The organism is Clostridium kluyveri DSM 555 (assembly GCF_000016505.1).
Lineage (GTDB): Bacteria > Bacillota > Clostridia > Clostridiales > Clostridiaceae > Clostridium_B > Clostridium_B kluyveri.
The window spans coordinates 3,047,512-3,071,599 of the sequence record NC_009706.1 but is presented as its reverse complement, the minus strand read 5'-3'; the positions used below and the strand labels follow the sequence as shown (position 1 = coordinate 3,071,599).

At 32.6% G+C, this 24,088-nt stretch carries 19 protein-coding genes and 1 pseudogene; 15 read left to right on the top strand and 5 right to left on the bottom strand.

Annotated elements, in window-relative coordinates:
* The first annotated feature begins 107 nt into the window (after positions 1–107).
* From CKL_RS14705 to rpoN, 9 genes are all read left to right on the top strand, one after another.
* Entirely contained in the window at positions 108–1,550 is a 1,443-nt protein-coding gene (locus CKL_RS14705) for a sigma-54 interaction domain-containing protein (RefSeq protein ID WP_012103364.1), read from the top strand.
* A gap of 289 nt (positions 1,551–1,839) precedes the next feature.
* Positions 1,840–3,294, top strand: coding sequence for a 4-hydroxyphenylacetate 3-hydroxylase family protein (locus CKL_RS14700; RefSeq protein ID WP_012103363.1), 1,455 nt, complete (start codon positions 1,840–1,842; stop codon positions 3,292–3,294).
* Between the two features lie 49 nt (positions 3,295–3,343).
* Complete coding sequence (locus CKL_RS14695) at positions 3,344–3,625, top strand: NifU family protein (RefSeq protein ID WP_172634771.1); 282 nt, start codon at positions 3,344–3,346, stop codon at positions 3,623–3,625.
* Between the two features lie 300 nt (positions 3,626–3,925).
* On the top strand, positions 3,926–5,215 hold the full coding sequence (locus CKL_RS14690; protein WP_012103361.1) for an acetyl-CoA hydrolase/transferase family protein: 1,290 nt from the start codon (positions 3,926–3,928) through the stop codon (positions 5,213–5,215).
* A gap of 134 nt (positions 5,216–5,349) precedes the next feature.
* Entirely contained in the window at positions 5,350–6,285 is a 936-nt protein-coding gene (locus CKL_RS14685; protein WP_012103360.1) for a DMT family transporter, read from the top strand.
* Positions 6,286–6,338: 53 nt separating this feature from the next.
* Complete coding sequence (locus tag CKL_RS14680; RefSeq protein ID WP_012103359.1) at positions 6,339–7,955, top strand: acetyl-CoA hydrolase/transferase family protein; 1,617 nt, start codon at positions 6,339–6,341, stop codon at positions 7,953–7,955.
* 61 nt (positions 7,956–8,016) lie between these two features.
* Complete coding sequence (locus CKL_RS14675; RefSeq protein ID WP_012103358.1) at positions 8,017–9,378, top strand: aldehyde dehydrogenase family protein; 1,362 nt, start codon at positions 8,017–8,019, stop codon at positions 9,376–9,378.
* 36 nt (positions 9,379–9,414) lie between these two features.
* Positions 9,415–10,530, top strand: a complete 1,116-nt coding sequence (locus tag CKL_RS14670) for a 4-hydroxybutyrate dehydrogenase (RefSeq protein ID WP_012103357.1) — start codon at positions 9,415–9,417, stop codon at positions 10,528–10,530.
* Between the two features lie 271 nt (positions 10,531–10,801).
* Positions 10,802–12,163: an RNA polymerase factor sigma-54 gene (rpoN, locus tag CKL_RS14665; protein WP_012103356.1), complete on the top strand. Its 1,362-nt coding sequence runs from the start codon at positions 10,802–10,804 to the stop codon at positions 12,161–12,163.
* A gap of 35 nt (positions 12,164–12,198) precedes the next feature.
* On the opposite strand, the gene CKL_RS14660 is transcribed toward rpoN, so the two are convergent.
* From CKL_RS14660 to CKL_RS14640, 5 genes and pseudogenes are all read right to left on the bottom strand, one after another.
* The gene (locus CKL_RS14660; protein WP_012103355.1) at positions 12,199–13,368 is read right to left on the bottom strand and encodes an ABC transporter permease; all 1,170 of its coding nucleotides are present in this window, start codon (positions 13,366–13,368) and stop codon (positions 12,199–12,201) included.
* Positions 13,361–14,092, bottom strand: coding sequence for an ABC transporter ATP-binding protein (locus CKL_RS14655; protein WP_012103354.1), 732 nt, complete (start codon positions 14,090–14,092; stop codon positions 13,361–13,363). The genes CKL_RS14660 and CKL_RS14655 overlap by 8 nt, the downstream gene beginning before the upstream one ends.
* A gap of 150 nt (positions 14,093–14,242) precedes the next feature.
* Positions 14,243–14,425, bottom strand: a complete 183-nt coding sequence (locus CKL_RS14650; RefSeq protein ID WP_012103353.1) for a hypothetical protein — start codon at positions 14,423–14,425, stop codon at positions 14,243–14,245.
* A 156-nt stretch (positions 14,426–14,581) separates the two neighbouring features.
* Positions 14,582–15,479: pseudogene (locus CKL_RS14645) on the bottom strand (SDR family oxidoreductase).
* 96 nt (positions 15,480–15,575) lie between these two features.
* Entirely contained in the window at positions 15,576–16,856 is a 1,281-nt protein-coding gene (locus CKL_RS14640) for a methyl-accepting chemotaxis protein (RefSeq protein ID WP_012103350.1), read from the bottom strand.
* 344 nt (positions 16,857–17,200) lie between these two features.
* Here CKL_RS14640 and CKL_RS14635 point away from each other — a divergent pair, with 344 nt between their 5' ends.
* The 6 genes from CKL_RS14635 (at position 17,201) to CKL_RS14610 (ending at position 23,902) form a co-directional block, all read left to right on the top strand.
* Positions 17,201–17,635, top strand: a complete 435-nt coding sequence (locus CKL_RS14635) for a sialidase family protein (RefSeq protein ID WP_012103349.1) — start codon at positions 17,201–17,203, stop codon at positions 17,633–17,635.
* 153 nt (positions 17,636–17,788) lie between these two features.
* Entirely contained in the window at positions 17,789–18,475 is a 687-nt protein-coding gene (locus CKL_RS14630; RefSeq protein WP_012103348.1) for a response regulator transcription factor, read from the top strand.
* Between the two features lies 1 nt (position 18,476).
* The gene (locus CKL_RS14625; protein ID WP_012103347.1) at positions 18,477–19,790 is read left to right on the top strand and encodes a sensor histidine kinase; all 1,314 of its coding nucleotides are present in this window, start codon (positions 18,477–18,479) and stop codon (positions 19,788–19,790) included.
* A 97-nt stretch (positions 19,791–19,887) separates the two neighbouring features.
* Positions 19,888–20,436: a helix-turn-helix domain-containing protein gene (locus tag CKL_RS14620; protein ID WP_012103346.1), complete on the top strand. Its 549-nt coding sequence runs from the start codon at positions 19,888–19,890 to the stop codon at positions 20,434–20,436.
* Between the two features lie 115 nt (positions 20,437–20,551).
* Positions 20,552–22,921, top strand: a complete 2,370-nt coding sequence (locus tag CKL_RS14615) for a glycyl radical protein (RefSeq protein WP_012103345.1) — start codon at positions 20,552–20,554, stop codon at positions 22,919–22,921.
* A 75-nt stretch (positions 22,922–22,996) separates the two neighbouring features.
* Complete coding sequence (locus tag CKL_RS14610) at positions 22,997–23,902, top strand: glycyl-radical enzyme activating protein (RefSeq protein ID WP_012103344.1); 906 nt, start codon at positions 22,997–22,999, stop codon at positions 23,900–23,902.
* Positions 23,903–24,088: the final 186 nt, after the last annotated feature.

Genomic DNA, 24,088 nt, shown 5'->3' with positions numbered 1-24,088 from the left:
ATCAGGTAGTTAAAGTGGGAGAAGAGGATTCTGGTGAATTCTCTTTTTATTTATAGTAAAATTAAAAATCGTCATAATTTGTATGATTTTGAAAGGGGATTGTGTATATGAGTGACAAGGAATTATTAGAGTTTGATAATTTATATAAAGGGAAAAAAGTAATGGATTTAACTATGAAACAGTTATATCAGATTATTGAAAATTCTTACGATGGTATGTATATCACTGATGGAGATGCAAATACATTATTTTTAAACAAATCTTATGAGAAAATTACTGGAATGAAAAGAAATGATATGATAGGAAAAAATATGCGGTATCTTGTAGAGAATAAATATCTTTCCCAGTCTGGCACCCTTTTGGTTCTTGAAAGCAAAAAAAATGTAACCATAGAACAAAAATTTAAAACGGGTAAGACAGTACTTGTTTCAAGCAGCCCTGTTTTTAATGATAATGGGGAAATAACACTAGTGGTCACAAATGTGAGAAATGTTACAGAGCTTTATGAACTTAAAGAACAGGTAAAAAAGAATATGGAACTTACTGAAAAATATTATTCTCAATTGGAGGGAATAAGGCAGCAGCTTCTTAAATTTTCAGATATTATAGCAAAGGATGAAAAAATGCTTAATACACTTGAAATGGCTAAAAAAGTAGCCAAAGTGGATACTACTGTACTTTTACTTGGGGAAACCGGTGTAGGTAAAGAAAAAATAGCCAAATATATACATAAAAACAGCATGAGAAACAATAAGAGTTTTATAAAAATAGATTGTGGTTCCATACCGCGTAATCTCATAGAGTCGGAACTTTTTGGCTATGAAAAGGGAGCCTTTACAGGAGCAAATAAAGAGGGAAAGATAGGATTATTTGAACTGGCAGACGGAGGAAGCATTTTCCTGGATGAAATAGGAGAACTTCCTCTTGATATGCAGGTAAAATTATTGAGAGTGCTTCAAGAGGGTGAAATCAAAAGAGTAGGAGGAACCGAAGTTATTAGAATTGACGTAAGGGTAATTGCGGCTACCAATAGAAATTTGAAAGATATGGTGGAGAAAAAAACTTTCAGGGAGGATTTATATTATAGGTTAAATGTAGTGCCTATTAAAATTTTACCTCTCAGAGAAAGAAAAGATGACATTGAGCCCCTTATAGAGCATTTTCTGTGTGTATTCAATAAAAAATATAATTTTAATAAGATAATTACCCCTGCAGCTATAGATTCTCTAAAAAAATATAAATGGCCGGGAAATGTAAGAGAGTTAAAGAACATAATAGAGAGAGTTATAATTATGAGTTCGGGAAACAAGATATTGAGGAGTGATTTGCCTATTAAGGAAGTTTGGGATAGTGATGCATCAAACAGTAATATGTGGAAGGACAACTTGACTTTAAAAGAAGCAGTAGAAAATTTGGAAGAGTCTATAATAGAAAGTTCTCTAGAAAAGCACGGTAATGTAAGGGATGCAGCTAAAGAGCTTGGTATAAATGCTTCTACTTTAGTAAGAAAGAGAAAAAAGTATAAAAATAAACCTGTGTTGCAAAAGTAGAATTTGTTGCAATTATGCATATAACGTATTCAATCGGCAGTATAAACAGGTAAAGGGACTCTTATATGAATATAAGAGTTCTTTTATTGCAATATTGCAGCAAAAGTATCATTTCGTAATGCAGATTATAGATGTAATTGAGCATTGAAGCCTTTAAAATATAGGTTTAAACGTAGTCATATTATAGTTTATAAAAAATTTTTAAAAATCATATAAAAAGTTGGCATGAAAGTTGCTAATAAATAAAGTATAATCAAAAATATATTTATTTATGAAAGGAATGATTTTCATGTCTTTAATGACTGGGGAAGAATATGTAGAAAGTTTACGTAAATTAAAATTAAACGTTTATTATCTGGGAGAGAAAATAGATAATCCAGTGGATAACCCTGTACTTCGTCCATCTTTAAATTCTGTTAAGATGACTTATGACTTGGCCCAAGAAGCAGAATATGAGGATTTAATGACAACAACATCAAATATAACAGGTGAAAAAATAAATAGATTTACAAATTTACATCAAAGCAGTGAAGATTTGGTAAAAAAAGTTAAAATGCAGAGATTGTGCGGACAAAAAACTGCAGCCTGTTTCCAAAGATGCGTTGGTATGGACTCATTTAATGCAGTGTACAGTACTACTTTTGAAATAGATAAGGAATATAATACAAATTATTTTGAAAATTTCAAGAAATTTTTAACTTATGTTCAAAAGAACGATTTAACAGTAGATGGAGCTATGACAGATCCAAAAGGAGACAGAGGATTGTCACCAAGCAAACAGGCTGATCCAGATTTATATTTAAGAGTTGTAGAAAGAAGAGAAGACGGTGTAGTTGTAAGAGGAGCAAAGGCTCACCAGACAGGTATATGTAATTCTCATGAAGTATTGGTTATGCCAACTATTGCTATGAGACCGGATGATAAAGATTATGCAATAGCTTTTTCTGTTCCTACAGATGCAGAAGGAATAACTATGATAATTGGAAGACAGTCCTGTGATACTAGAAAAATGGAAAAAGATGCGGACATAGATGTTGGTAATAAAGAATTTGGCGGAGTAGAAGCATTAGTAGTATTTGACGATGTATTTGTTCCAAATGACAGGATATTCTTAAATGGTGAAACTGAATATGCAGGAATGTTAGTAGAGAGATTTGCAGGATATCATAGACAAAGTTATGGTGGATGCAAAGTAGGAGTGGGAGATGTATTGATAGGCGCTGCTGCAGTGGCTGCAGACTATAATGGAGCTGCAAAGGCATCTCACATAAAGGATAAATTAATAGAAATGATGCATTTAAATGAAACTCTTTACGCTTGCGGAATTGCGTGCTCAGCAGAAGGACATGCAACAAAAGCTGGAAATTACCAAATAGACTTGCTTCTTGCAAATGTATGTAAGCAAAATATAACAAGATTCCCTTATGAAATTGTGAGATTAGCAGAAGATATAGCAGGAGGATTAATGGTTACTATGCCTTCTGAAAAGGATTATAAGAGTCCAGAGGTTGGAAAATATGTAGAGAAGTACTTGGTGGGAGTTGCATCCGTACCTGTTGAAGACAGAATGAAGATATTAAGATTATTAGAAAATATATGTCTTGGAACGGCTGCAGTAGGATATAGAACTGAATCCATGCATGGAGCAGGTTCACCTCAAGCACAGAGAATAATGATATCAAGACAGGGAAACCTAGCACATAAGAAGAAACTTGCAAAGAAGATAGCTAGAATAGAAGATTAAGGAAAAGGTGTTTTCTCACCTTTTCCCTAGAGATGAGGTGCTGTATTCTATGAAGGAAAAAATATTAAAAGTAATTGATGAAAAGGTAAGACCCTATTTGAACAGCCATAATGGAGACATTGAGGTTGTTGGAGTAAAAGATGGAGTAGTTAAAGTAAAGCTTTTAGGTCAATGCAGCGGCTGTATTTCAGCTAAGTATACAGTACAGGATATAGTGGAAGGTTCCATAAAAAACGAAATTCCTGAAATAAAATCAGTAGAGGTTATAGACTATATAGATGAAGATACTTTGAATATGGCAAGAAAAATATTAAGTAAGCATCATAGGTAAGGTGAGTATATTTTGTATGTAGGAATTAAATATTGCGGAGGATGTAATCCTAAATATGATAGAAAACAATTTCTATATAATTTACAACAACAATTTAAGTATAATTTTGAAACAGTGGCTCCAGATAAAACTTATGATATAGTTATAGTTTTATGTGGATGTACTAGCTGCTGCGTTGATCATAGTAAGCTTAAGTTTAAGCTTGAAAAAATATTGGTAAAATCCGAAGAAGATTTTAGTGTGGTAAAAAGTATATTGAATAAGTATTTAACAAGACAGGATAGGGAGGAGATAACTTTTATGGAGTGGGAAGAGATATATAAAGAGAAACTGGTAACTGCAGAAAAAGCTGTTTCAAAAATAGAAAACCATAGCAGGGTAGTTTTTGCACATGCAGTAGGAGAACCCGTAGATTTAGTAAATGCACTAGTTAAAAATAAGGATAATTATATAGGACTAGAAATAGTTCACATGGTAGCTATGGGCAAAGGTGAATATACAAAAGAGGGTATGCAAAGACATTTTAGACATAATGCTTTATTTGTAGGCGGATGTACTAGAGATGCAGTAAATTCAGGAAGAGCAGATTATACACCTTGTTTTTTCTATGAAGTGCCAAGTTTGTTTAAAGAAAAACGTTTGCCTGTAGATGTAGCACTTATTCAGGTAAGTGAGCCAGATAAATATGGCTACTGCAGTTTTGGAGTTTCCAATGACTATACCAAGCCAGCAGCAGAAAGTGCTAAGCTTGTAATTGCAGAAGTGAATAAAAACATGCCAAGAACTCTTGGAGATTCTTTTATACATGTATCAGATATTGATTATATAGTGGAAGCTTCACACCCATTGTTAGAATTGCAGCCTCCTAAATTGGGAGATGTAGAAAAAGCCATAGGAGAAAACTGTGCATCTTTAATTGAAGATGGAGCTACTCTTCAGCTTGGAATAGGTGCTATACCAGATGCGGTACTTTTATTCTTAAAGAACAAAAAGAATTTAGGAATACATTCTGAGATGATATCAGATGGTGTGATGGAACTGGTGAAGGCAGGGGTTATCAATAACAAGAAAAAGACCCTCCATCCAGGCAAAATAGTTGTAACATTTTTAATGGGAACAAAAAAATTATATGATTTTGTAAACAATAATCCAATGGTAGAAACTTATTCTGTAGATTATGTAAATAATCCACTGGTAATTATGAAAAATGACAATATGGTTTCAATAAATTCTTGTGTTCAAGTAGACTTAATGGGACAAGTATGTTCTGAAAGTATAGGATTGAAACAGATAAGTGGAGTGGGAGGCCAGGTAGATTTTATTAGAGGAGCTAATCTATCAAAGGGTGGAAAGGCTATTATAGCTATACCTTCCACAGCTGGAAAAGGAAAAGTTTCAAGAATAACTCCACTTCTAGATACTGGTGCTGCAGTTACAACTTCTAGAAATGAAGTAGATTATGTAGTTACTGAATATGGTGTTGCTCATCTTAAGGGCAAAACTTTAAGAAATAGGGCAAGAGCTCTAATAAATATCGCTCATCCAAAATTCAGAGAATCATTAATGAATGAATTTAAAAAGAGATTTTAGAATTTATTTATGATTTTTAGTTACACTTTATATGAAGGTGTAACTAAAAATAAGAATTCAATTGTAGTTAATTTAACGAGATATTGTATTAAATTTAACAAAATGAGGCTTAATTTATAGGGGAGGAATGTAAATTGAAAAAAGGGTATATATTTATTTTATTGACGGCAATATTTTATAGCACTCAGGAGATTTCAGGAAAAATGTTAGCTCAAAAGGGTGCTATGGATCCATTTCAAGTTATGATGATTGTATTTTTAATAGGTGCGATAATACTGCTTCCTATGGCTGTGAAAGATATAAAAGTCAAAAAGCTTAAACTTACTGGTAATGATTTAGGGTATCTTGCTCTTTGTGGAATACTGGCAGTATCAATTTCTATGTCTATGCTCCAGTTTGCAGTTACTTATACTAAGGCATCTACTGCGGCGGTATTATTCTGTACTAATGCTGTATTTACCATACCTTTTGCATATTTCATATTAAAAGAAAAGATAAAAGGGATTACCATAGTTTCTATTATTGTTTCATTGATTGGTGTAGTTATAATATTTAATCCTGCAAAGGTTATGGAAGGTATTGGAGGAAGCAGGGATTTAATAGGAATATGTTTCGCACTTGTAGCAGCTGTAGTTTGGTCTTTATACACAGTAATAAGTAAAAAGAGAATTGAGATTTATGGAGGATATGTTTTTAATTGCATCTCTTTCTTCTTCGGGGTAATAGCACTTTTAATTCTCTTAGTAGTTACTGGCAGACCAATATTCAGTGGAATTACTTTAAATAATATTCTAGTGCTTTTATACATGGGTATTTTTATAAAAGCTGTTGGTTATATATGTTATCTTGGTGCCATAAAAGAGACTTCCGCTGTAACTGCATCTACAGTTTTTCTTATAAAACCTGCACTAGCTACAGTACTTGCAATTTTAATTTTAGGTGAAAGTATAGAGGTAAATGTAGTTATAGGTATTGTGTTTATAATTATAGGTTCTATTATAAATTATTCTAGTAATAAAAAGGCAAATGATTTAAAAAAAGTTGCTAATACTAGTAGTGCAGAGAGTTAATTAATAGGAAGTTTGTAAATTAATAATATTTTAACTATTTGTGAGGCGATTAAATGAGTAAAGGGATAAAGAATTCACAATTGAAAAAAAAGAATGTAAAGGCTAGTAATGTGGCAGAAAAGATTGAAGAGAAAGTTGAAAAAACAGATAAGGTTGTTGAAAAGGCAGCTGAGGTTACAGAAAAACGAATTAGAAACTTGAAGCTTCAGGAAAAAGTTGTAACAGCAGATGTGGCAGCTGATATGATAGAAAACGGTATGATTGTTGCAATTAGCGGATTTACTCCTTCCGGGTATCCTAAAGAAGTACCTAAAGCATTGACTAAAAAAGTTAATGCCTTAGAGGAAGAATTCAAGGTAACACTTTATACAGGTTCATCTACAGGAGCCGATATAGACGGAGAATGGGCAAAAGCAGGAATAATAGAAAGAAGAATTCCATATCAGACAAATTCTGATATGAGGAAAAAAATAAATGATGGTTCTATTAAGTATGCTGATATGCATTTAAGCCATATGGCTCAATATATTAATTATTCTGTAATTCCTAAAGTAGATATAGCTATAATAGAGGCAGTAGCTATTACAGAAGAAGGGGATATTATTCCTTCAACAGGAATTGGAAATACAGCTACTTTTGTGGAAAATGCAGATAAGGTAATAGTGGAAATTAATGAGGCTCAACCGCTTGAATTGGAAGGTATGGCAGATATATATACATTAAAAAACCCTCCAAGAAGAGAGCCCATACCTATAGTTAATGCAGGCAATAGGATAGGGACCACATATGTGACCTGTGGTTCTGAAAAAATATGCGCTATAGTGATGACAAATACCCAGGATAAAACAAGACCTCTTACAGAAGTGTCTCCTGTATCTCAGGCTATATCCGATAATCTTATAGGATTTTTAAATAAAGAGGTTGAAGAGGGAAAATTACCTAAGAACCTGCTTCCTATACAGTCAGGAGTTGGAAGTGTAGCAAATGCAGTTTTGGCCGGACTTTGTGAATCAAATTTTAAAAATTTGAGTTGTTATACAGAAGTTATACAGGATTCTATGCTGAAGCTTATAAAATGTGGTAAAGCAGATGTGGTGTCAGGCACTTCCATAAGTCCTTCACCGGAGATGTTGCCTGAGTTCATAAAGGACATAAATTTCTTTAGAGAAAAGATAGTATTAAGACCACAGGAAATAAGTAATAATCCAGAGATAGCAAGAAGAATAGGAGTTATATCCATAAACACTGCTTTGGAAGTAGATATATATGGTAATGTAAACTCCACTCATGTTATGGGAAGCAAAATGATGAATGGTATAGGCGGTTCTGGAGACTTTGCCAGAAATGCATATTTGACTATATTCACTACAGAGTCTATCGCCAAAAAAGGAGATATATCATCTATAGTTCCTATGGTATCCCATGTGGATCATACAGAACATGATGTAATGGTAATTGTTACAGAACAGGGAGTAGCAGATTTAAGAGGTCTTTCTCCTAGGGAAAAGGCCGTGGCTATAATAGAAAATTGTGTTCATCCTGATTACAAGGATATGCTTATGGAATATTTTGAAGAGGCTTGTAAGTCATCAGGTGGAAATACACCACATAATCTTGAAAAAGCTCTTTCCTGGCATACAAAATTTATAAAAACTGGTAGTATGAAATAAATATCAACAAGTATAATACAAAAATTTTAAATATATAAAACATTTATTTAGGAGGAAAAATATGAGTAATGAAGTATCTATAAAAGAATTAATTGAAAAGGCAAAGGTGGCACAAAAAAAATTGGAAGCCTATAGTCAAGAACAAGTTGATGTACTAGTAAAAGCACTAGGAAAAGTGGTTTATGATAATGCAGAAATGTTTGCAAAAGAAGCAGTTGAAGAAACAGAAATGGGTGTTTATGAAGATAAAGTAGCTAAATGTCATTTGAAATCAGGAGCTATTTGGAATCATATAAAAGACAAGAAAACTGTAGGCATAATAAAAGAAGAACCTGAAAGGGCACTTGTTTATGTTGCTAAGCCAAAGGGAGTTGTGGCAGCTACTACGCCTATAACTAATCCAGTGGTAACTCCTATGTGTAATGCAATGGCTGCTATAAAGGGCAGAAATACAATAATAGTAGCACCACATCCTAAAGCAAAGAAAGTTTCAGCTCATACTGTAGAACTTATGAATGCTGAGCTTAAAAAATTGGGAGCACCAGAAAATATCATACAGATAGTAGAAGCACCATCAAGAGAAGCTGCTAAGGAACTTATGGAAAGTGCTGATGTAGTTATTGCTACAGGCGGTGCTGGAAGAGTTAAAGCTGCTTACTCCAGTGGAAGACCAGCTTATGGCGTTGGACCTGGAAATTCACAGGTAATAGTTGATAAGGGATACGATTATAACAAAGCTGCACAGGATATAATAACAGGAAGAAAATATGACAATGGAATTATATGTTCTTCAGAGCAATCAGTTATAGCTCCTGCTGAAGATTATGATAAGGTAATAGCAGCTTTTGTAGAAAATGGGGCATTCTATGTAGAAGATGAGGAAACAGTAGAAAAGTTTAGATCAACTTTATTTAAAGATGGAAAAATAAACAGCAAGATTATAGGTAAATCCGTCCAAATTATTGCGGATCTTGCAGGAGTAAAAGTACCAGAAGGTACTAAGGTTATAGTACTTAAGGGTAAAGGTGCAGGAGAAAAAGATGTACTTTGTAAAGAAAAAATGTGTCCAGTTTTAGTAGCATTGAAATATGATACTTTTGAAGAAGCAGTTGAAATAGCTATGGCTAATTATATGTATGAAGGAGCTGGTCATACAGCAGGCATACATTCTGACAATGACGAGAACATAAGATATGCAGGAACTGTATTACCTATAAGCAGATTAGTTGTAAATCAGCCTGCAACTACTGCTGGAGGAAGTTTCAATAATGGATTTAACCCTACTACTACACTAGGCTGCGGATCATGGGGCAGAAACAGTATTTCAGAAAATCTTACTTACGAGCATCTTATAAATGTTTCAAGAATAGGGTATTTCAATAAAGAAGCAAAAGTTCCTAGCTATGAGGAAATATGGGGATAAGTCCTGTTATTAAAAAGTATATAAGGAGGAAAAAATATGAAGTTATTAAAATTGGCACCTGATGTTTATAAATTTGATACTGCAGAGGAGTTTATGAAATACTTTAAGGTTGGAAAAGGTGACTTTATACTTACTAATGAATTTTTATATAAACCTTTCCTTGAGAAATTCAATGATGGTGCAGATGCTGTATTTCAGGAGAAATATGGACTCGGTGAACCTTCTGATGAAATGATAAACAATATAATTAAGGATATTGGAGATAAACAATATAATAGAATTATTGCTGTAGGGGGAGGATCTGTAATAGATATAGCCAAAATCCTCAGTCTTAAGTATACTGATGATTCATTGGATTTGTTTGAGGGAAAAGTACCTCTTGTAAAAAACAAAGAATTAATTATAGTTCCAACTACATGTGGAACAGGTTCAGAAGTTACAAATGTATCAGTTGCAGAATTAAAGAGAAGACATACTAAAAAAGGAATTGCTTCAGACGAATTATATGCAACTTATGCAGTACTTGTACCAGAATTTATAAAAGGACTTCCATATAAGTTTTTTGTAACCAGCTCCGTAGATGCCTTAATACATGCAACAGAAGCTTATGTATCTCCAAATGCAAATCCTTATACTGATATGTTTAGTGTAAAAGCTATGGAGTTAATTTTAAATGGATACATGCAAATGGTAGAGAAAGGAAATGATTACAGAGTTGAAATAATTGAGGATTTTGTTATAGGCAGCAATTATGCAGGTATAGCTTTTGGAAATGCAGGAGTGGGAGCGGTTCACGCACTCTCATATCCAATAGGCGGAAATTATCATGTGCCTCATGGAGAAGCAAATTATCTGTTTTTTACAGAAATATTTAAAACTTATTATGAGAAAAATCCAAATGGCAAGATTAAAGATGTAAATAAACTATTAGCAGGCATACTAAAATGTGATGAAAGTGAAGCTTATGACAGTTTATCACAACTTTTAGATAAATTATTGTCAAGAAAACCATTAAGAGAATATGGAATGAAAGAGGAAGAAATTGAAACTTTTGCTGATTCAGTAATAGAAGGACAGCAGAGACTGTTGGTAAACAATTATGAACCTTTTTCAAGAGAAGACATAGTAAACACATATAAAAAGTTATATTAATATGTAACCTACAATCATTAAATATCCCATCTTAAGAGGGCATTTCCATATTGTGAAATGTCCTCTTTTTTATCTAAATAATACCGTTCTATTACTAAGAAACACCTAATATAACATATAAGGATAATATTTCTGACATAGTATTTGAAAAAGTTTTCATCAATTTTGTGACTTCATGATATAATAATAGTGGTAGAAAATGATTCTTATGCGATGAACATAAGAATCACTTGATAATAATCTTAGATGGGAGGTGTGTATAAAGGTGAAAATGGATTTTGCTCTTAATTTAACTCAGGAACAAAGATTGGCCATGACCCAGGAAATGCAATTGTCCATAAAGTTGCTCCAAATGTCAAGCTTCGAACTTCAGGAATATGTGGAAAAAGAACTTCAGGAAAATCCTGTGCTTGATATTAAAGAATCCAATGTGGATAAAGTAGAGAAGGATAAACTTGAGTATAAAGAAATTATAAAAAATTTAGATTTTGACAACTATAGCCATCATAGTTATGATAGAAACCCTGACGAGGAAGTATCTCCCTTTAATTTTATTTCTGAAGAAAAGTCTTTAAAAGAGTATTTGAAAGATCAAATAAGGGATCTTGATGAAAACCAGTGTATAAAGACAATATGTTTATATATTATAGAAAATATAGATGATAGAGGGTATTTAATACTGGAAAACGAGGAAATAGAAGAAGAATTGAAAATTTCAAAAGAACTGGCAGCATATTGTGTAGATTTGATTCATTCTTTAGAGCCTCATGGAATAGGAGCAAGAAATTTAGCGGAATGCTTAAAAATACAGATAAAGCAAAAAGACATGGATGAGGAAAATATATTTATAATGATTGATAAATATTTGGAATTTATAGCGGAAAATAAATATAATGTTATAGCAAAAGAGTTAAATATAGATGTGAAGCAGGCTCAGGAATATGGAGATTTAATAAAGACACTTTCCCCTAAACCTTCCCGGGGATTTTATACAGGAGAAAGTGTAAGGTATATATCACCAGATGCATATATAAAAAAAATAGATAGTGAATATTTTATAATTATGAATGATGATTTAACGCCAAGACTTACTATAAATGCAATATATAAAGACATAATAAATAATGATACTGATAAAGATGCAGTAAGTTATGTAAAAGAAAAATTAAACAGTGCACTATTTTTGATAAAAAGCATACAACATAGAAAAAGTACCATTTATAGGGTTTTGGAGAAGATAGTGGAAATTCAAAAAGATTATTTTGACTATGGGGAAAGCTATTTAAAGCCCATGACATTAAAAGAGATAGCAAGTAGTATGGATATGCATGAATCCACTGTAAGCAGGGCTATAAGAGATAAATATATACACATAAACAGGGGGATTGTAAAAATAAAAGATTTATTTACTACAGGTATGGCTGCAAGTTTTAGTGAAGAGAATGTATCAAGTTTAATTATTAAAAATAGCATAAAAAAAATGATAGATAATGAGGATAGAAAAAAGCCACTATCGGACCAAAAAATATGTGATTTAATTAACGAGGAAGGTATGAATATTTCAAGAAGAACTGTAGCTAAATATAGAGAGGAAATGGGCATAAAGTCATCAAAAGGGAGAAAAAGATTTTAATTCTCCCTTTTATAATTGAAGATAATAATCAATTGTTAAGATCTAAATACAACCTCTTCTTTGGAAAACATAAATTTTGCCAAAAATACGGTAGCTATTACATATACAATATGCCATAATAAAACTACTGTAATATGAGTAGGGTTAAATACTCCTGCAATAGCTTCTTTCATAACTACCACTGCATTTACTATGGGGATATTAAAAAATAGAAAACCTATATTTTTTGAATCCATCATAAAAGGTATGTAAGTCAAAATCATTACAGGAATTATAAATCCACCAAGATAGGTATTTGCCTCTTTCATGGAACGGGCAAACATACTTATGGATATTTCTATAGAGCTTAGTGCTATTAATACAAACAGAGATACTATGCCTATAACAATAAAAGCACCTATGGGAATACTTAATTTTCCTTCTGAGGAAAATATGTAGAGCATGGAGGCTATCATGGAAGCTAATGTAACTATTAATGTAATAAGTGCCACAGATGAAATTGCCATAAGTTTTCCCCAAAATATAGACATTCTTTTCACAGATGTGGATAAAAGTGCTTCAAAGGTATTTCTTTCTTTTTCACCTGCCACAAGATCAGCAGCTATTCCTATAGTAGGGCTTATCATAAAAATAATTAATATAGTAGGTAGCACACTTAAAATTCCAAAGGCTATGGTATTATCATTTTGATTATCTAAAGTTTCCTCTTTTACTTGAAAAGGAGTTAATATATCGGTATTAATTCCTTCTTCATTCAATCTTCCATATACAATAGATTTATTATAATTATCTAAAGTGTCTTTTATAAGTGAAGATGCCAGGGAGGATTTACTGGAGTCTTTGTCATATATTATTTTGACAGTGGCCTCAGTTTTATTGGAAACTTTAAAGTCAAAGTCTTCAGGAGCTTCAATTATAAGGGATATTTTCCCCTTTTTCAGTTTTTCATTTGCATTGCCTGTATTATCTATAGTTATGTTATTTAGATTTTTTAACATAGTGTATACTGAAGAACTTTCATTGCCTTTATAGGCAATAGTTATGTTTTTTTCAATGGATTTTGTAGTGTCCTTCATAGTAAAATCTATTATCTTAAACATGGCAGGATACATTATAATAGGCAATAGTATAGTGAATATAAGAGTTTTTTTATCCCTGAAAATATCCATAAGTTCTTTCTTGAAAATTATCCAAAAGTTATTCATGGACATTACCTCCTATTAATTTTATAAATACTTCTTCAAGGTTGTAATTATCATATTTTTTCTTTAATTGTTCTATGGTTCCCTCTTCTATAAGTCTTCCTTTTTGGATTATTATAATTCTATCACAGAGTTTTTCTACTTCTGTCATGGAGTGAGAAGATAAAAGAATTATTTTATTCTCATTTTTACATTTCAAAATAAATTCATGTATTATTCTTGTTGCGGAAACATCCAGTCCAGTACTTGGCTCATCAAACAACATTACTTTTGGAGAATGTATTATAGACCTTGCTATGGATACTTTCTGTTTCATTCCCCTTGAGAATTTGCCTGCTTTTCTGTCTATGTATTCTTCCATTCCAAGATCTTTTATGAGTTCTTCCATTTTTTTATTTATTTTTTCCTGAGTCATTCCATAAAGGCGTCCAAAGTATTCAATGTTCTCTCTAGCTGATAATCTATCATAAAGTCCAACATCACCTCCAAATAAAATACCTATTTCTCCTCTCACTTTTGAAGGTTCTCTAATTACATCGTATCCGTTAACTTCTATGGTTCCCTTGGTAGGTTTTAACATGGTGGAAATCATTCTTAAAGTAGTGGTTTTTCCGGCACCGTTCTCACCTAGAAGGCCTACTATTTCTCCTTCACTTACATGGAAAGATAGATTGTCTACAGCTTTTATATCTTTAAATTCTTTACTTATATTTTTTATTGCGAGCATTCATGTCCCTCCTTCTATAAAGACATATACTATTAAGTTACTATATAAGTGTGTACTTTTCAATATTTATCAAGTTATTTTTAAGTTTGACGGAGTTTGTCTATAAAAAAGTACCCAGATTTAATTTATATAAATCTTAGGTACTTTGTTTTATTTGACATTTATGTTATCAAGGATTGTATTGTATAAATTAGCCACATGCTTGCCCAGTCGTTTGGTTAGTTGTTTATCTATATCAAATTTTATGTCTGTTTTAGTACTTGTTTCTTCTAAGAGATTAAAATGGCCCAGGGCTGCTACGGCCAATTGCAGAGCAATTTCTTCTTTAGTCAAATTATCATCTCCTCTCTTTAGAGAATTAATTTAAAACTATTATATATATATTCTACATGGGTATGATTTATAAAATTATTTTATAATATTTTACAATAAAATTTTAAAGAAGAATTTCCATGTAAAAAATTTTCACATACCTTCTCCATTATAAATTTAAGATCCTATAAAATCTCCGCCATTTACATGAATTATTTGACCAGTAACATAAGTGGAATCTTCTGATGCCAGATAAACATATATAGGGGCAAGCTCAACAGGCTGTCCCGCTCTCTTCATAGGAGTATCCGTACCGAAAGTTGTAATATACTCAGCTGGATAACTTGAAGGCTGAAGTGGAGTCCAGATAGGACCTGGAGCCACTCCGTTAACTCTTATTCCTTTTGATACCAGTGAAAGAGATAATGAACGGGTGAAACTTACAATGGCACCTTTGGTAGATGAATAATCAATAAGAAGTTTACTCCCCTGATAGGCCGTAATAGAAGTTGTGTTTATGATCACGGCTCCTTTTTTCAAATAGGCTAAAGCAGCTTTAGTAACATGAAATAATGGAAATATATTTGTACGAAATGTGTCTTCCAATTGTTCTGTGCTAATATCTTCCAGTCTATTTTGCGGAAATTGTACAGCGGCATTATTAACTAGCACATCCAAACATCCAAAGGTGGAAATGGTCTCTTCAACTATTTTTTTACAGAAAGATTCTTTTCTCAAGTCACCAGGGAGCAAAATGCATTTTCTGCCCTGATCCTCTATTAATTCTTTTGTTTCTCTTGCATCTCTATGTTCGTTAAAATATGCAATGGCAACATCTGCCCCTTCCTTTGCAAAGGCTAAGGATACAGCTCTTCCTATACCGCTGTCACCCCCTGTAATTAGGGCAACCTTTTTCTAGTTTGCAGCTTCCTATATAATCTGGATTATCAAATATAGGCCTTGGAAGCATTAAATATTCCATGCCTGGTTGAACAGGCTGATGCTGAGGGGGAAATGCAATGGGTATTCTTTTACATTGTTCTTTATAACCTAAATATGGATAATAAAACTTCAAATATACTCCTCCTAAAAATATCTACCTTAATATCATATGTACATATCTTATTTATGTTATAAAATTTAAAGATAGAAAATAAGAGTAGGCTTAGAATTATAATTTAAATGTATTTGTAAGATTATTCATGTCTTCAGATAAAATTACTAATTCGCCAGAAGTACTGTCAATTTTATTAAATAAAGTCTCTTGTATATTCAGTTTTTCCTTAATGTCATTTGAAACATCAATTCCTGATTCAACAGTAGAATTCATATTATCTATAGTTGCACTCATTTCTTCAAGAGCAGCTGCCTGAGTTGTAACTCCCTCAGTTATGGTATTTAACATGCTAAAGGTATTTTCAATACTGCCAATAATTTCATCTATGCTTGTCTTTACCTGGTTAGATTTAGAAACCCCAAGTTCCACTTTTTCTTCTGTTGTCATAACAGCAGATACTACATTTCTAGTTTTTGCATTCATATCTTTAACAAGGTTACCGATATCTTGAAGTGAACTATTGGTGTCTTCTGCAAGTTTTCTTATTTCCTCAGCTACTACAGAGAAGCCCCTTCCTGCCTCACCGGCTCTAGCAGCTTCAATAGCAGCATTTAAGGCAAGAAGATTTGTCTGTTCTGAAATTCCAGAAATAATAACAACAATTTCATCAATTTTATTACTCTGCTTTTCAAGCTCAAGTACCTCATCACTTACATCTTTTGAGTTTGAGGCAAGATCATTTATAGCTCCTACAATAGAATCAACAGAAACTTTACCATTTTCAGCAGCATACTTTACTGATTTTGTATATTCTAAAATTTTAGAAGCAAGTTCAGCCGTATTTTGTGAATTGTCAGTTATATCAGATAATGAAATTGAAGTTTGTTGTATATTTTCAACATTTCGGTGAAAATCGGATATAAGTTCTTTAATTCCTTCATTAATTTCGTTTACCTGAGTACTAGCCTGTACAATTACATTATTCAAGTTTTCAGATGAGAAAGTTACTTTTTTAGAGGATTTCTGTATTTCTGATATTAAATTTTTTAAATTATTCTTTGCTTTTAAAAGGGACTCTATCATCTGTCCTGCTTCTCCGTGTTGAATGGTTTCAATGTCAACAGAAAGATCGTTATCTGCAATAGAATCTGCAAGTATAATGCCTTTTTTTAAAGGTTTTACAATAACAAATTCTGACAGTGAAGCTGCAATTACCTCAAAAATTATAAAAAATAGTATGGCTTTGAGAATAATCCCTCCAGTGACTATTTGAAAAAAATCATTGTATATATTGTAGGATAAAGTAACTGCTATAGATATATTTGATACAAGCATTGCAAAAAAAACTAGAAGCATAATACGAACACGTATTGAAAGATTTTTAATCTTATTCATAATATCATCCACCTATCTTGTATAATTAATATTGAAAGTAATAATATAAAATTTAAATTATATGTAAAATTTTTAATTCCATATAAATACTGTACACTATTTTAAATAAAAATGACAGGGCAAAATTGAGATAAAATGTATTGCAATAAATCTATAAAGAATTTAATTGTCAGCCAGGAGATTTGCTTGAATATAAAGAAAATGGTTGATGGCTAGAATTTAAAAAGTTAGATAATAAAATTCTAAAAGTTTTTCTTTTTAAGATTCATTCAAGGTAGGGCAATTATAATGAAAATTGTAAGGCAGCTGCTTACAAGAAAAGTTATTCTGGAGGTATTAAAAATATGAAAAGTAGGTTATCATTAATTTTGAATACAATAAAAAAGAAAATGGGTGCTGCTCTTCTTTGTGCAGCATTTGCTGCTACAATAGGAACTGGAACGGTATTGGCATCAAATTCCACAAACTCTCTGCTTTGCAAAGTGGTAAATGGTATTAAAAGCTATTCTACAGATGGTGGTAAGACATGGAGTGGAAAAGCTCCTGAGGGTGTGAACATTAATGAAGCTAAAGACGGTACAGGTGGTAACTTAGAAGATCTTTCACTTGGAGGTATTAATGGAGAGAGTTTAGCGGTAAAAGTAGAAAACGGTGTTAGGAGTTACTCTACGGATGGTGGTAAAACTTGGAGTAAAGAGGTTCCTAAAGGTGTAACTGTAAGTGAAGATGGTAAGAAAATCAAAGTGGTAAAAACACAAAGTGCAACTGATGCTAATTAATAGTTATGAAAACTAGTAAGTGTGAGATTACAGACTTACCTGGATAAAAACACCATTATGAAGTAATTCAAAATAAGGAGCTTCATAGCAGCTCCTTGTTTTGAATGCATCCTGTTTCTAGTAGCTTAAACTTATGGATGAGGAGATATGAAAATGAGAATTTTAATGGTGGAAGATGAAAAATATATGGCAGAAGCAGTGGCTCAAATTCTTAAAAGAAATCACTATAGTGTTGATTTGGAGTATAATGGTGAGAGTGGATTGGACTGTGGGCTTTCAGGTATTTATGATATAATAATTCTAGACATCATGCTTCCTAAAATGGATGGCATAAGCTTACTTAAAGAATTACGTCGAAATGGTATTGAAACCCCTGTAATTTTATTGACAGCAAAAGGAGAAACAGAGGATAAAGTAAGAGGATTAGATAGCGGTGCGGACGATTATTTGGCAAAACCCTTTGAGGCGGAAGAATTATTAGCTCGTTTGCGGGCTTTAGGGCGTAGGAAAAGTGAATTGGTAAATGAGGGCATTTTAAAATATGGGGATATGAAATTAGACCCTCTTAATTTGAGACTAAGCTGCAGGAAGCAGGAATTTAAATTGACTTTAAAAGAATGTCAATTGTTAGAACTGCTAATCAAAGGAAAAGGTATTATAATTTCAAAAAATGTTATTGTTGAAAAGCTCTGGGGTTACGAAACTGACGTAGAATATAATAATGTAGAAGTTTATGTATCTTTTTTACGAAAAAAGTTAAGAAATATCAAGTCTAATGTTTTTATCCAAACGGTACGTGGAGCAGGATATGTTATAGGTATAGAAAAGGATGGCAAATAATATGTTTAAAAGGCTGCGCAATAAGTTTCTAATTCTCAACATGTCAATTATTTCGGTGATGATGATTACGGCGTTTGCTGTTATTTATACAATAACTTATAACGATATGCAAATGGAAAATCAGAATAAGCTTCTTTCATTACCTGTTATCAAGCTTGAAAGTAATAGTAACCCACCAAAAACTAATGGCAGTGTTTCTGCTGGATTACATGTAATTCGCAATATTCCTTCTGATTATTCTCTTTCTTTCTCTATAAGAGTAGATTCAGATGGAAAGGTATCAGATATTGATTCCTATATTGATATGTCTGATGAAAACTATCATAAAGCAGCTGAACTTGCCTGGAGCAATAAAAAAAACAATTCCACAATAAACCTTGATGGTAAACTGTGGGAGTATACCCTATCTCCTATTGTTGAAAATCATATAATTTTTCAAAATGGCCAGCAATCAGTAAATACCACAGACAAGGGATATGATATTAAATTTTTGGATGTTACGGATACACATAAGACACTAGGAGAACTGCTAGCCACTTTCATTGTTGTAGGTATTGTTATGCTCATTGTTATATTTGTCATTAGTCTTTATTTTGCTAATCGTGCCATTAAACCTATTGCAGAAGTATGGGAAAAGCAAAAGCAGCTTGTGGCAGATGCTTCTCACGAGCTTAAAACTCCCCTTGCCATTATAAATGCAAATTCAGATGCACTTCTTGCAGTTCAAGAAGAAACAATCAAAAGTCAGAAAAAATGGCTTCATTATATAAAAGCGGAAATTTGCAGAATGACAAAACTGATAAATGATCTTCTGTATTTGGCTAAAACTGAGAATACAAGTGTACGCAGAATTTATTCATCTTTAGATATAAGCAGTATTGTAAACAATGTAGTGCTGTCAATGGAAGCCATTGCTTTTGAAAAAGATATTAAGTTTTCTCACAAAGTAGAACAGGACATAATGGTAAAAGGTGATCCGGAACAAATTAAACAAGTTGTTATGATTTTGCTTGACAATGCCATAAAATATACAGATGAAAAAGGATATATTAATATATCATTGAAAAAAACAAAACGTTATATTGTATTTTCTATTAAAAACAGTGGAAAGGGAATATCCAAACAAGATCTTCCCAAGCTATTTGACAGGTTTTACAGAGTGGATCCATCCAGAACTCATGAAAATGGCGGCTATGGATTAGGGCTGTCCATTGCAAAGGCTATTATAGATAGTTTGGGTGGTAGGATTTATGCTGAAAGTGTAGAGAATGAGAGTACTACTTTTACTTTTACACTTGGAATTTATGCATTATAATGTGTAATAAAAGTATTGCTAATCTTTTTATTGATATTGACAAGTAATTATTTAGGTAATATTTTTAAGTGACAACTTTAAGAAAGGCTGATGTAAATTGAATGATCCAACATCTAATATAGGCTCTGTTTTAAAAAGAGTGAGATTTGAAAGGAGATTGACTTTAGAGGAGGCATCTAAACTCACCGAAGTAAGTAAGGCAATGCTTGGCCAAATCGAAAGAGGCGAATCAAATCCTACAATATCAATATTATGGAAGATTTCTACAGGACTCAAGATTTCATTTTCTGAAATACTAGGAAGTGAAACCAATAATTTTGAAGCAATATCAATAGATAGTATAAAACCTGTATATGAATCAGATGGGAAAATGATATTATATGATGTATTCCCTTTTAATCCAATATCAGGATTTGAATATTTTTATATTAAACTGCTTCCCGGTGCTAAACATATTTCTACACCGCATCAAAATTCAGCGGAAGAATATGTTGTAGTAACAAAAGGCACTGTAGTGATAACTGTAGAAGAGCAAACTTTTGAACTTACTGCTCCTTCAGCATTAAAATTTAAGGCAAACAGAGAGCACAGCTATAGTAACCCATATGATATTGAAGCTGTATTTCAAAATATAGTTAAGTATTGAAATAAACCCAGAGTATTACTAAAAATGTATTCTGGATTTATTTTAGAAATTTTATACGTTATAACATATAGAATATGTGATAAAATAAATACAAGGATGGAAGGAGATAAAAAATATGATTACAGAGAGAATTGAATCTTTAAGACAGAATTATATAAATGCAAAACCGGTAATTTCATACCAAAGGGCAAGAATTTGGACAGAGTCCCATAAAAAAACAGAAGGTGAATCAATTCCTATAAGAAGAGCCAAGGCATTTAGAGACACTTGTCAGCAAATTGATGTTACTATTTTTGATGGAGAACTTATTGTTGGTGCCATTGGAGAATTCAGAAAATGTGGTATCTTGACTCCAGAGTTCTCCTGGAACTGGGTAGATAGGGAAATGGACAATTTTGATAAAAGAGTGCAGGATCCATATGTTATGACGGATGAACAAAGGGCATTTGTGAGAAAAAATATATTTCCATATTGGAAAGGAAAATCTTTAGAAGAAGCATTTCTAGCACAATTACCTAAAGAAACCACAAAGGTTGCAGTAGATACTGGCTTTGTCGATAATGATTCGAAATGGAGGCAGGCTGTTGGTGAAATAACACCTGATTATCAAGATGTTTTATTCAAAAAAGGTTTTGGCGGTATCATCAGACAGGCAAAAGAGAATATTTCAAAGCTTTTTCTTACCTCAGCAGAAGACATGAAAAAGAAAGATTTTTATAATTCCATAATAATTACCTCCCAGGGAATTATCACACTTGCAAATAGATATTCTGAAAAAGCCAGAGAGATGGCTGATGCAGAAAATGATGGTGTGAGAAAAGGAGAACTTTTAAAAATTGCTGAAATATGCAGCAGCATACCTGAGAAAGCCCCTAGTACTTTTTATGAAGCTATTCAATTTGTTTGGTTTACACAAGTTGGTGGAATAATATCTGAAAATCCACTGGCACTTAACATAGGGAGATTCGACCAGTTTATGTATCCATATTATAAATCTGATATGGATAAAGGAATCATGACAAAGGATCAAATACAAGAGCTTATTGAATTACTCTGGATAAAGTTATCTGAATGGGTCTGGACAATTTCTGCAAATACTGCTGAATTCTTTGCAGGATATAATCAATTTCAAAATCTTACAGTCGGCGGTAAAACAAGAGAGGGAAAAGATGCTACAAATGATCTTTCATATATGTGTTTGAAAGCCACTGAAAGAGTGAAAACTCACCAACCAGGTCTAAGTGTTAGAATTCATCAGGATTGTCCTGGCAGCTTTTTAGATGCGGTTACCTATTTAGTGAGTAAAGGTACTGGGTTTCCTGCAATCCATAATGACGCTGCAGGTTATCAAATGCTTATAAATGCAGGCTATGAACCAGAAGATGCTAGAGATTGGAATAACTGTGGCTGTGTAGTACCACATTTCCGTAAAACTGGTGAATGGACTTCAGCAGTAAATATTAATTTTACTGCAGCTTTGGAGTTTGCACTAAATAGAGGTAAAAGTAGGATCACTGGTGAGAAAATAGGTTTGGACGAGAAAAATCCAATGAATTTTAAGTCTTATGAGGAAGTTGAAAAAGCCTTTTACAAGCAATTTGATAATTTAATTGAACACTCAATTATAGCCACTTTATTAGCACAGAAACTTCATAAGGAAATGGTTCCAAGACCATTTTTATCTTCCTGTATAGAAGAGTGTATGATAAAAGGCAGGGATTTAGTTGATACTGGGGCAAAATACAACATAGGACCTGTGCTTACAGGAATAGGGCTTGCAGTTACATCTAACTCTCTTGCAGTAATCAAGAAACTTGTTTTTGAAGATAAAGTCACCACAATGGAAAATTTGATAAAGGTACTTGATGCAAATTGGGAAGGCTACGAAGAGTTAAGACAATTAGCTATTGCCGTACCAAAGTATGGTAATGATATAGACTATGTAGATGATATTGCCATCAAGATGGCAAATCATTATTACAAAGAGGGGCACAGATATAAGGACATAAATGGTAATAATTTCATCACTGCCTTTATGGGAATTTCTAACTATCTGCCTGCAGGAAAAGTTATCGGAGCAACGAGCTGTGGTAGAAAAGCTAGAGAACCATTATCTGAAGGTGTATCACCATTTGCAGGTTCTGATACCTCAACACCACTAGCAGCCATGCGTTCAGCAGCCAAAATTAATCAGGATGTACATTCTGGCGGAACACTGTTAAATTTAAGATTGAATGAAGATTTAGTAAGTACTAAAAGAGGACAGAGTAACTTAGGAGCAATGATTCAATCCTTCTTTTCTCTGGGAGCATTCCATGTTCAATTTAATACGATATCTACTGAAACACTGCGTAAAGCTCAAAATAATCCTGAAAACTATAAAGATTTGTTGGTCAGGGTTGCAGGATACAGTACACAATTTGTTAATTTATCAAGGGCAATGCAAGATGCAATCATTGCAAGAACGGCTCATGAGAATTATTAAAATTGGAATAAAGACATGGTTTAATTAAATTGTGTTTCTGTTTTAATGTTTCATTTTGAGCAGGGAGGAATTTATATGAATAGCATAAGTGGGTACTTTATGGAGCCGCAGAATTTTTCTGTTAATGATGGAGATGGAATCAGAACAATTATTTTTTTTGCTGGCTGTTCCCTTAAATGCCAATGGTGTTCCAATCCAGAAAGCTGTACAAATTCTAACAAGATTGCATATTATGAAAAGACATGCATAGGATGTGGAAGGTGTGTTCAAGTATGTCCATATGGAGTAGGTATAAATTTAAACCAGAGACTTGAACGAGAAAAATGCAAATCCTGTGGACTTTGCACAGAGGTATGTACAACTAACAGCAGAAAAAATTTGATTTATCACTATAATAGTGAACAAATATTAAAAATAATAGAAAAACAAAGAATATTCTATAGATATTCAGGCGGCGGTGTTACTTTTTCTGGAGGAGAAGCGACACTGCAAACAGATATACTGAGAGAGCTTGTAAATAAACTTTATGATAAAGCCATAGATTTGGCTATTGAGACTTCTGGGCACTTTCAATTCGATAAGGTGAAGGATATATTGGAAAAATTAAATTTAATATTTATAGATATAAAGCATATGGATGATGGTAAACATAAATTTTATACAGGAGTTGGCAATGAAAGAATATTAGAGAACATATCAAGGCTTAAAGAATTGAAAGTACCTGTGGTAGTTCGCATACCAGTAATTGATGGAGTAAATTCAGGTATAGATAATATTAGAAAAACCGCTAAATTTGTTAAAGATAATATAGATAAACCAAAACTAGAGTTATTACCATATCACTCATTTGGCAATAGTAAATATGAGGCTCTTGGTTTAAAAAAACCATCAAGAGAGTTTAAGACCCCATCACAGGAATATTTAATAGAATTATACAAAATAGTTAAAAATAAAGGTGTTGAGGTAGTAAGCTATAGATAAGCTTGTATATATTGGAGATAAAATATTGAAACTAAGGTAAATGGAAAACTTATTAGATTTTGTTTTATTAGATATGATATCTCGTCCACACTGTTGGTCAAAGTAACTAACTGTCGAGAATATTTTATTTTTCCCAGGTATATAACTCATATTTTATGCATAACCAGCCTGTAAAACAGAAAAGAT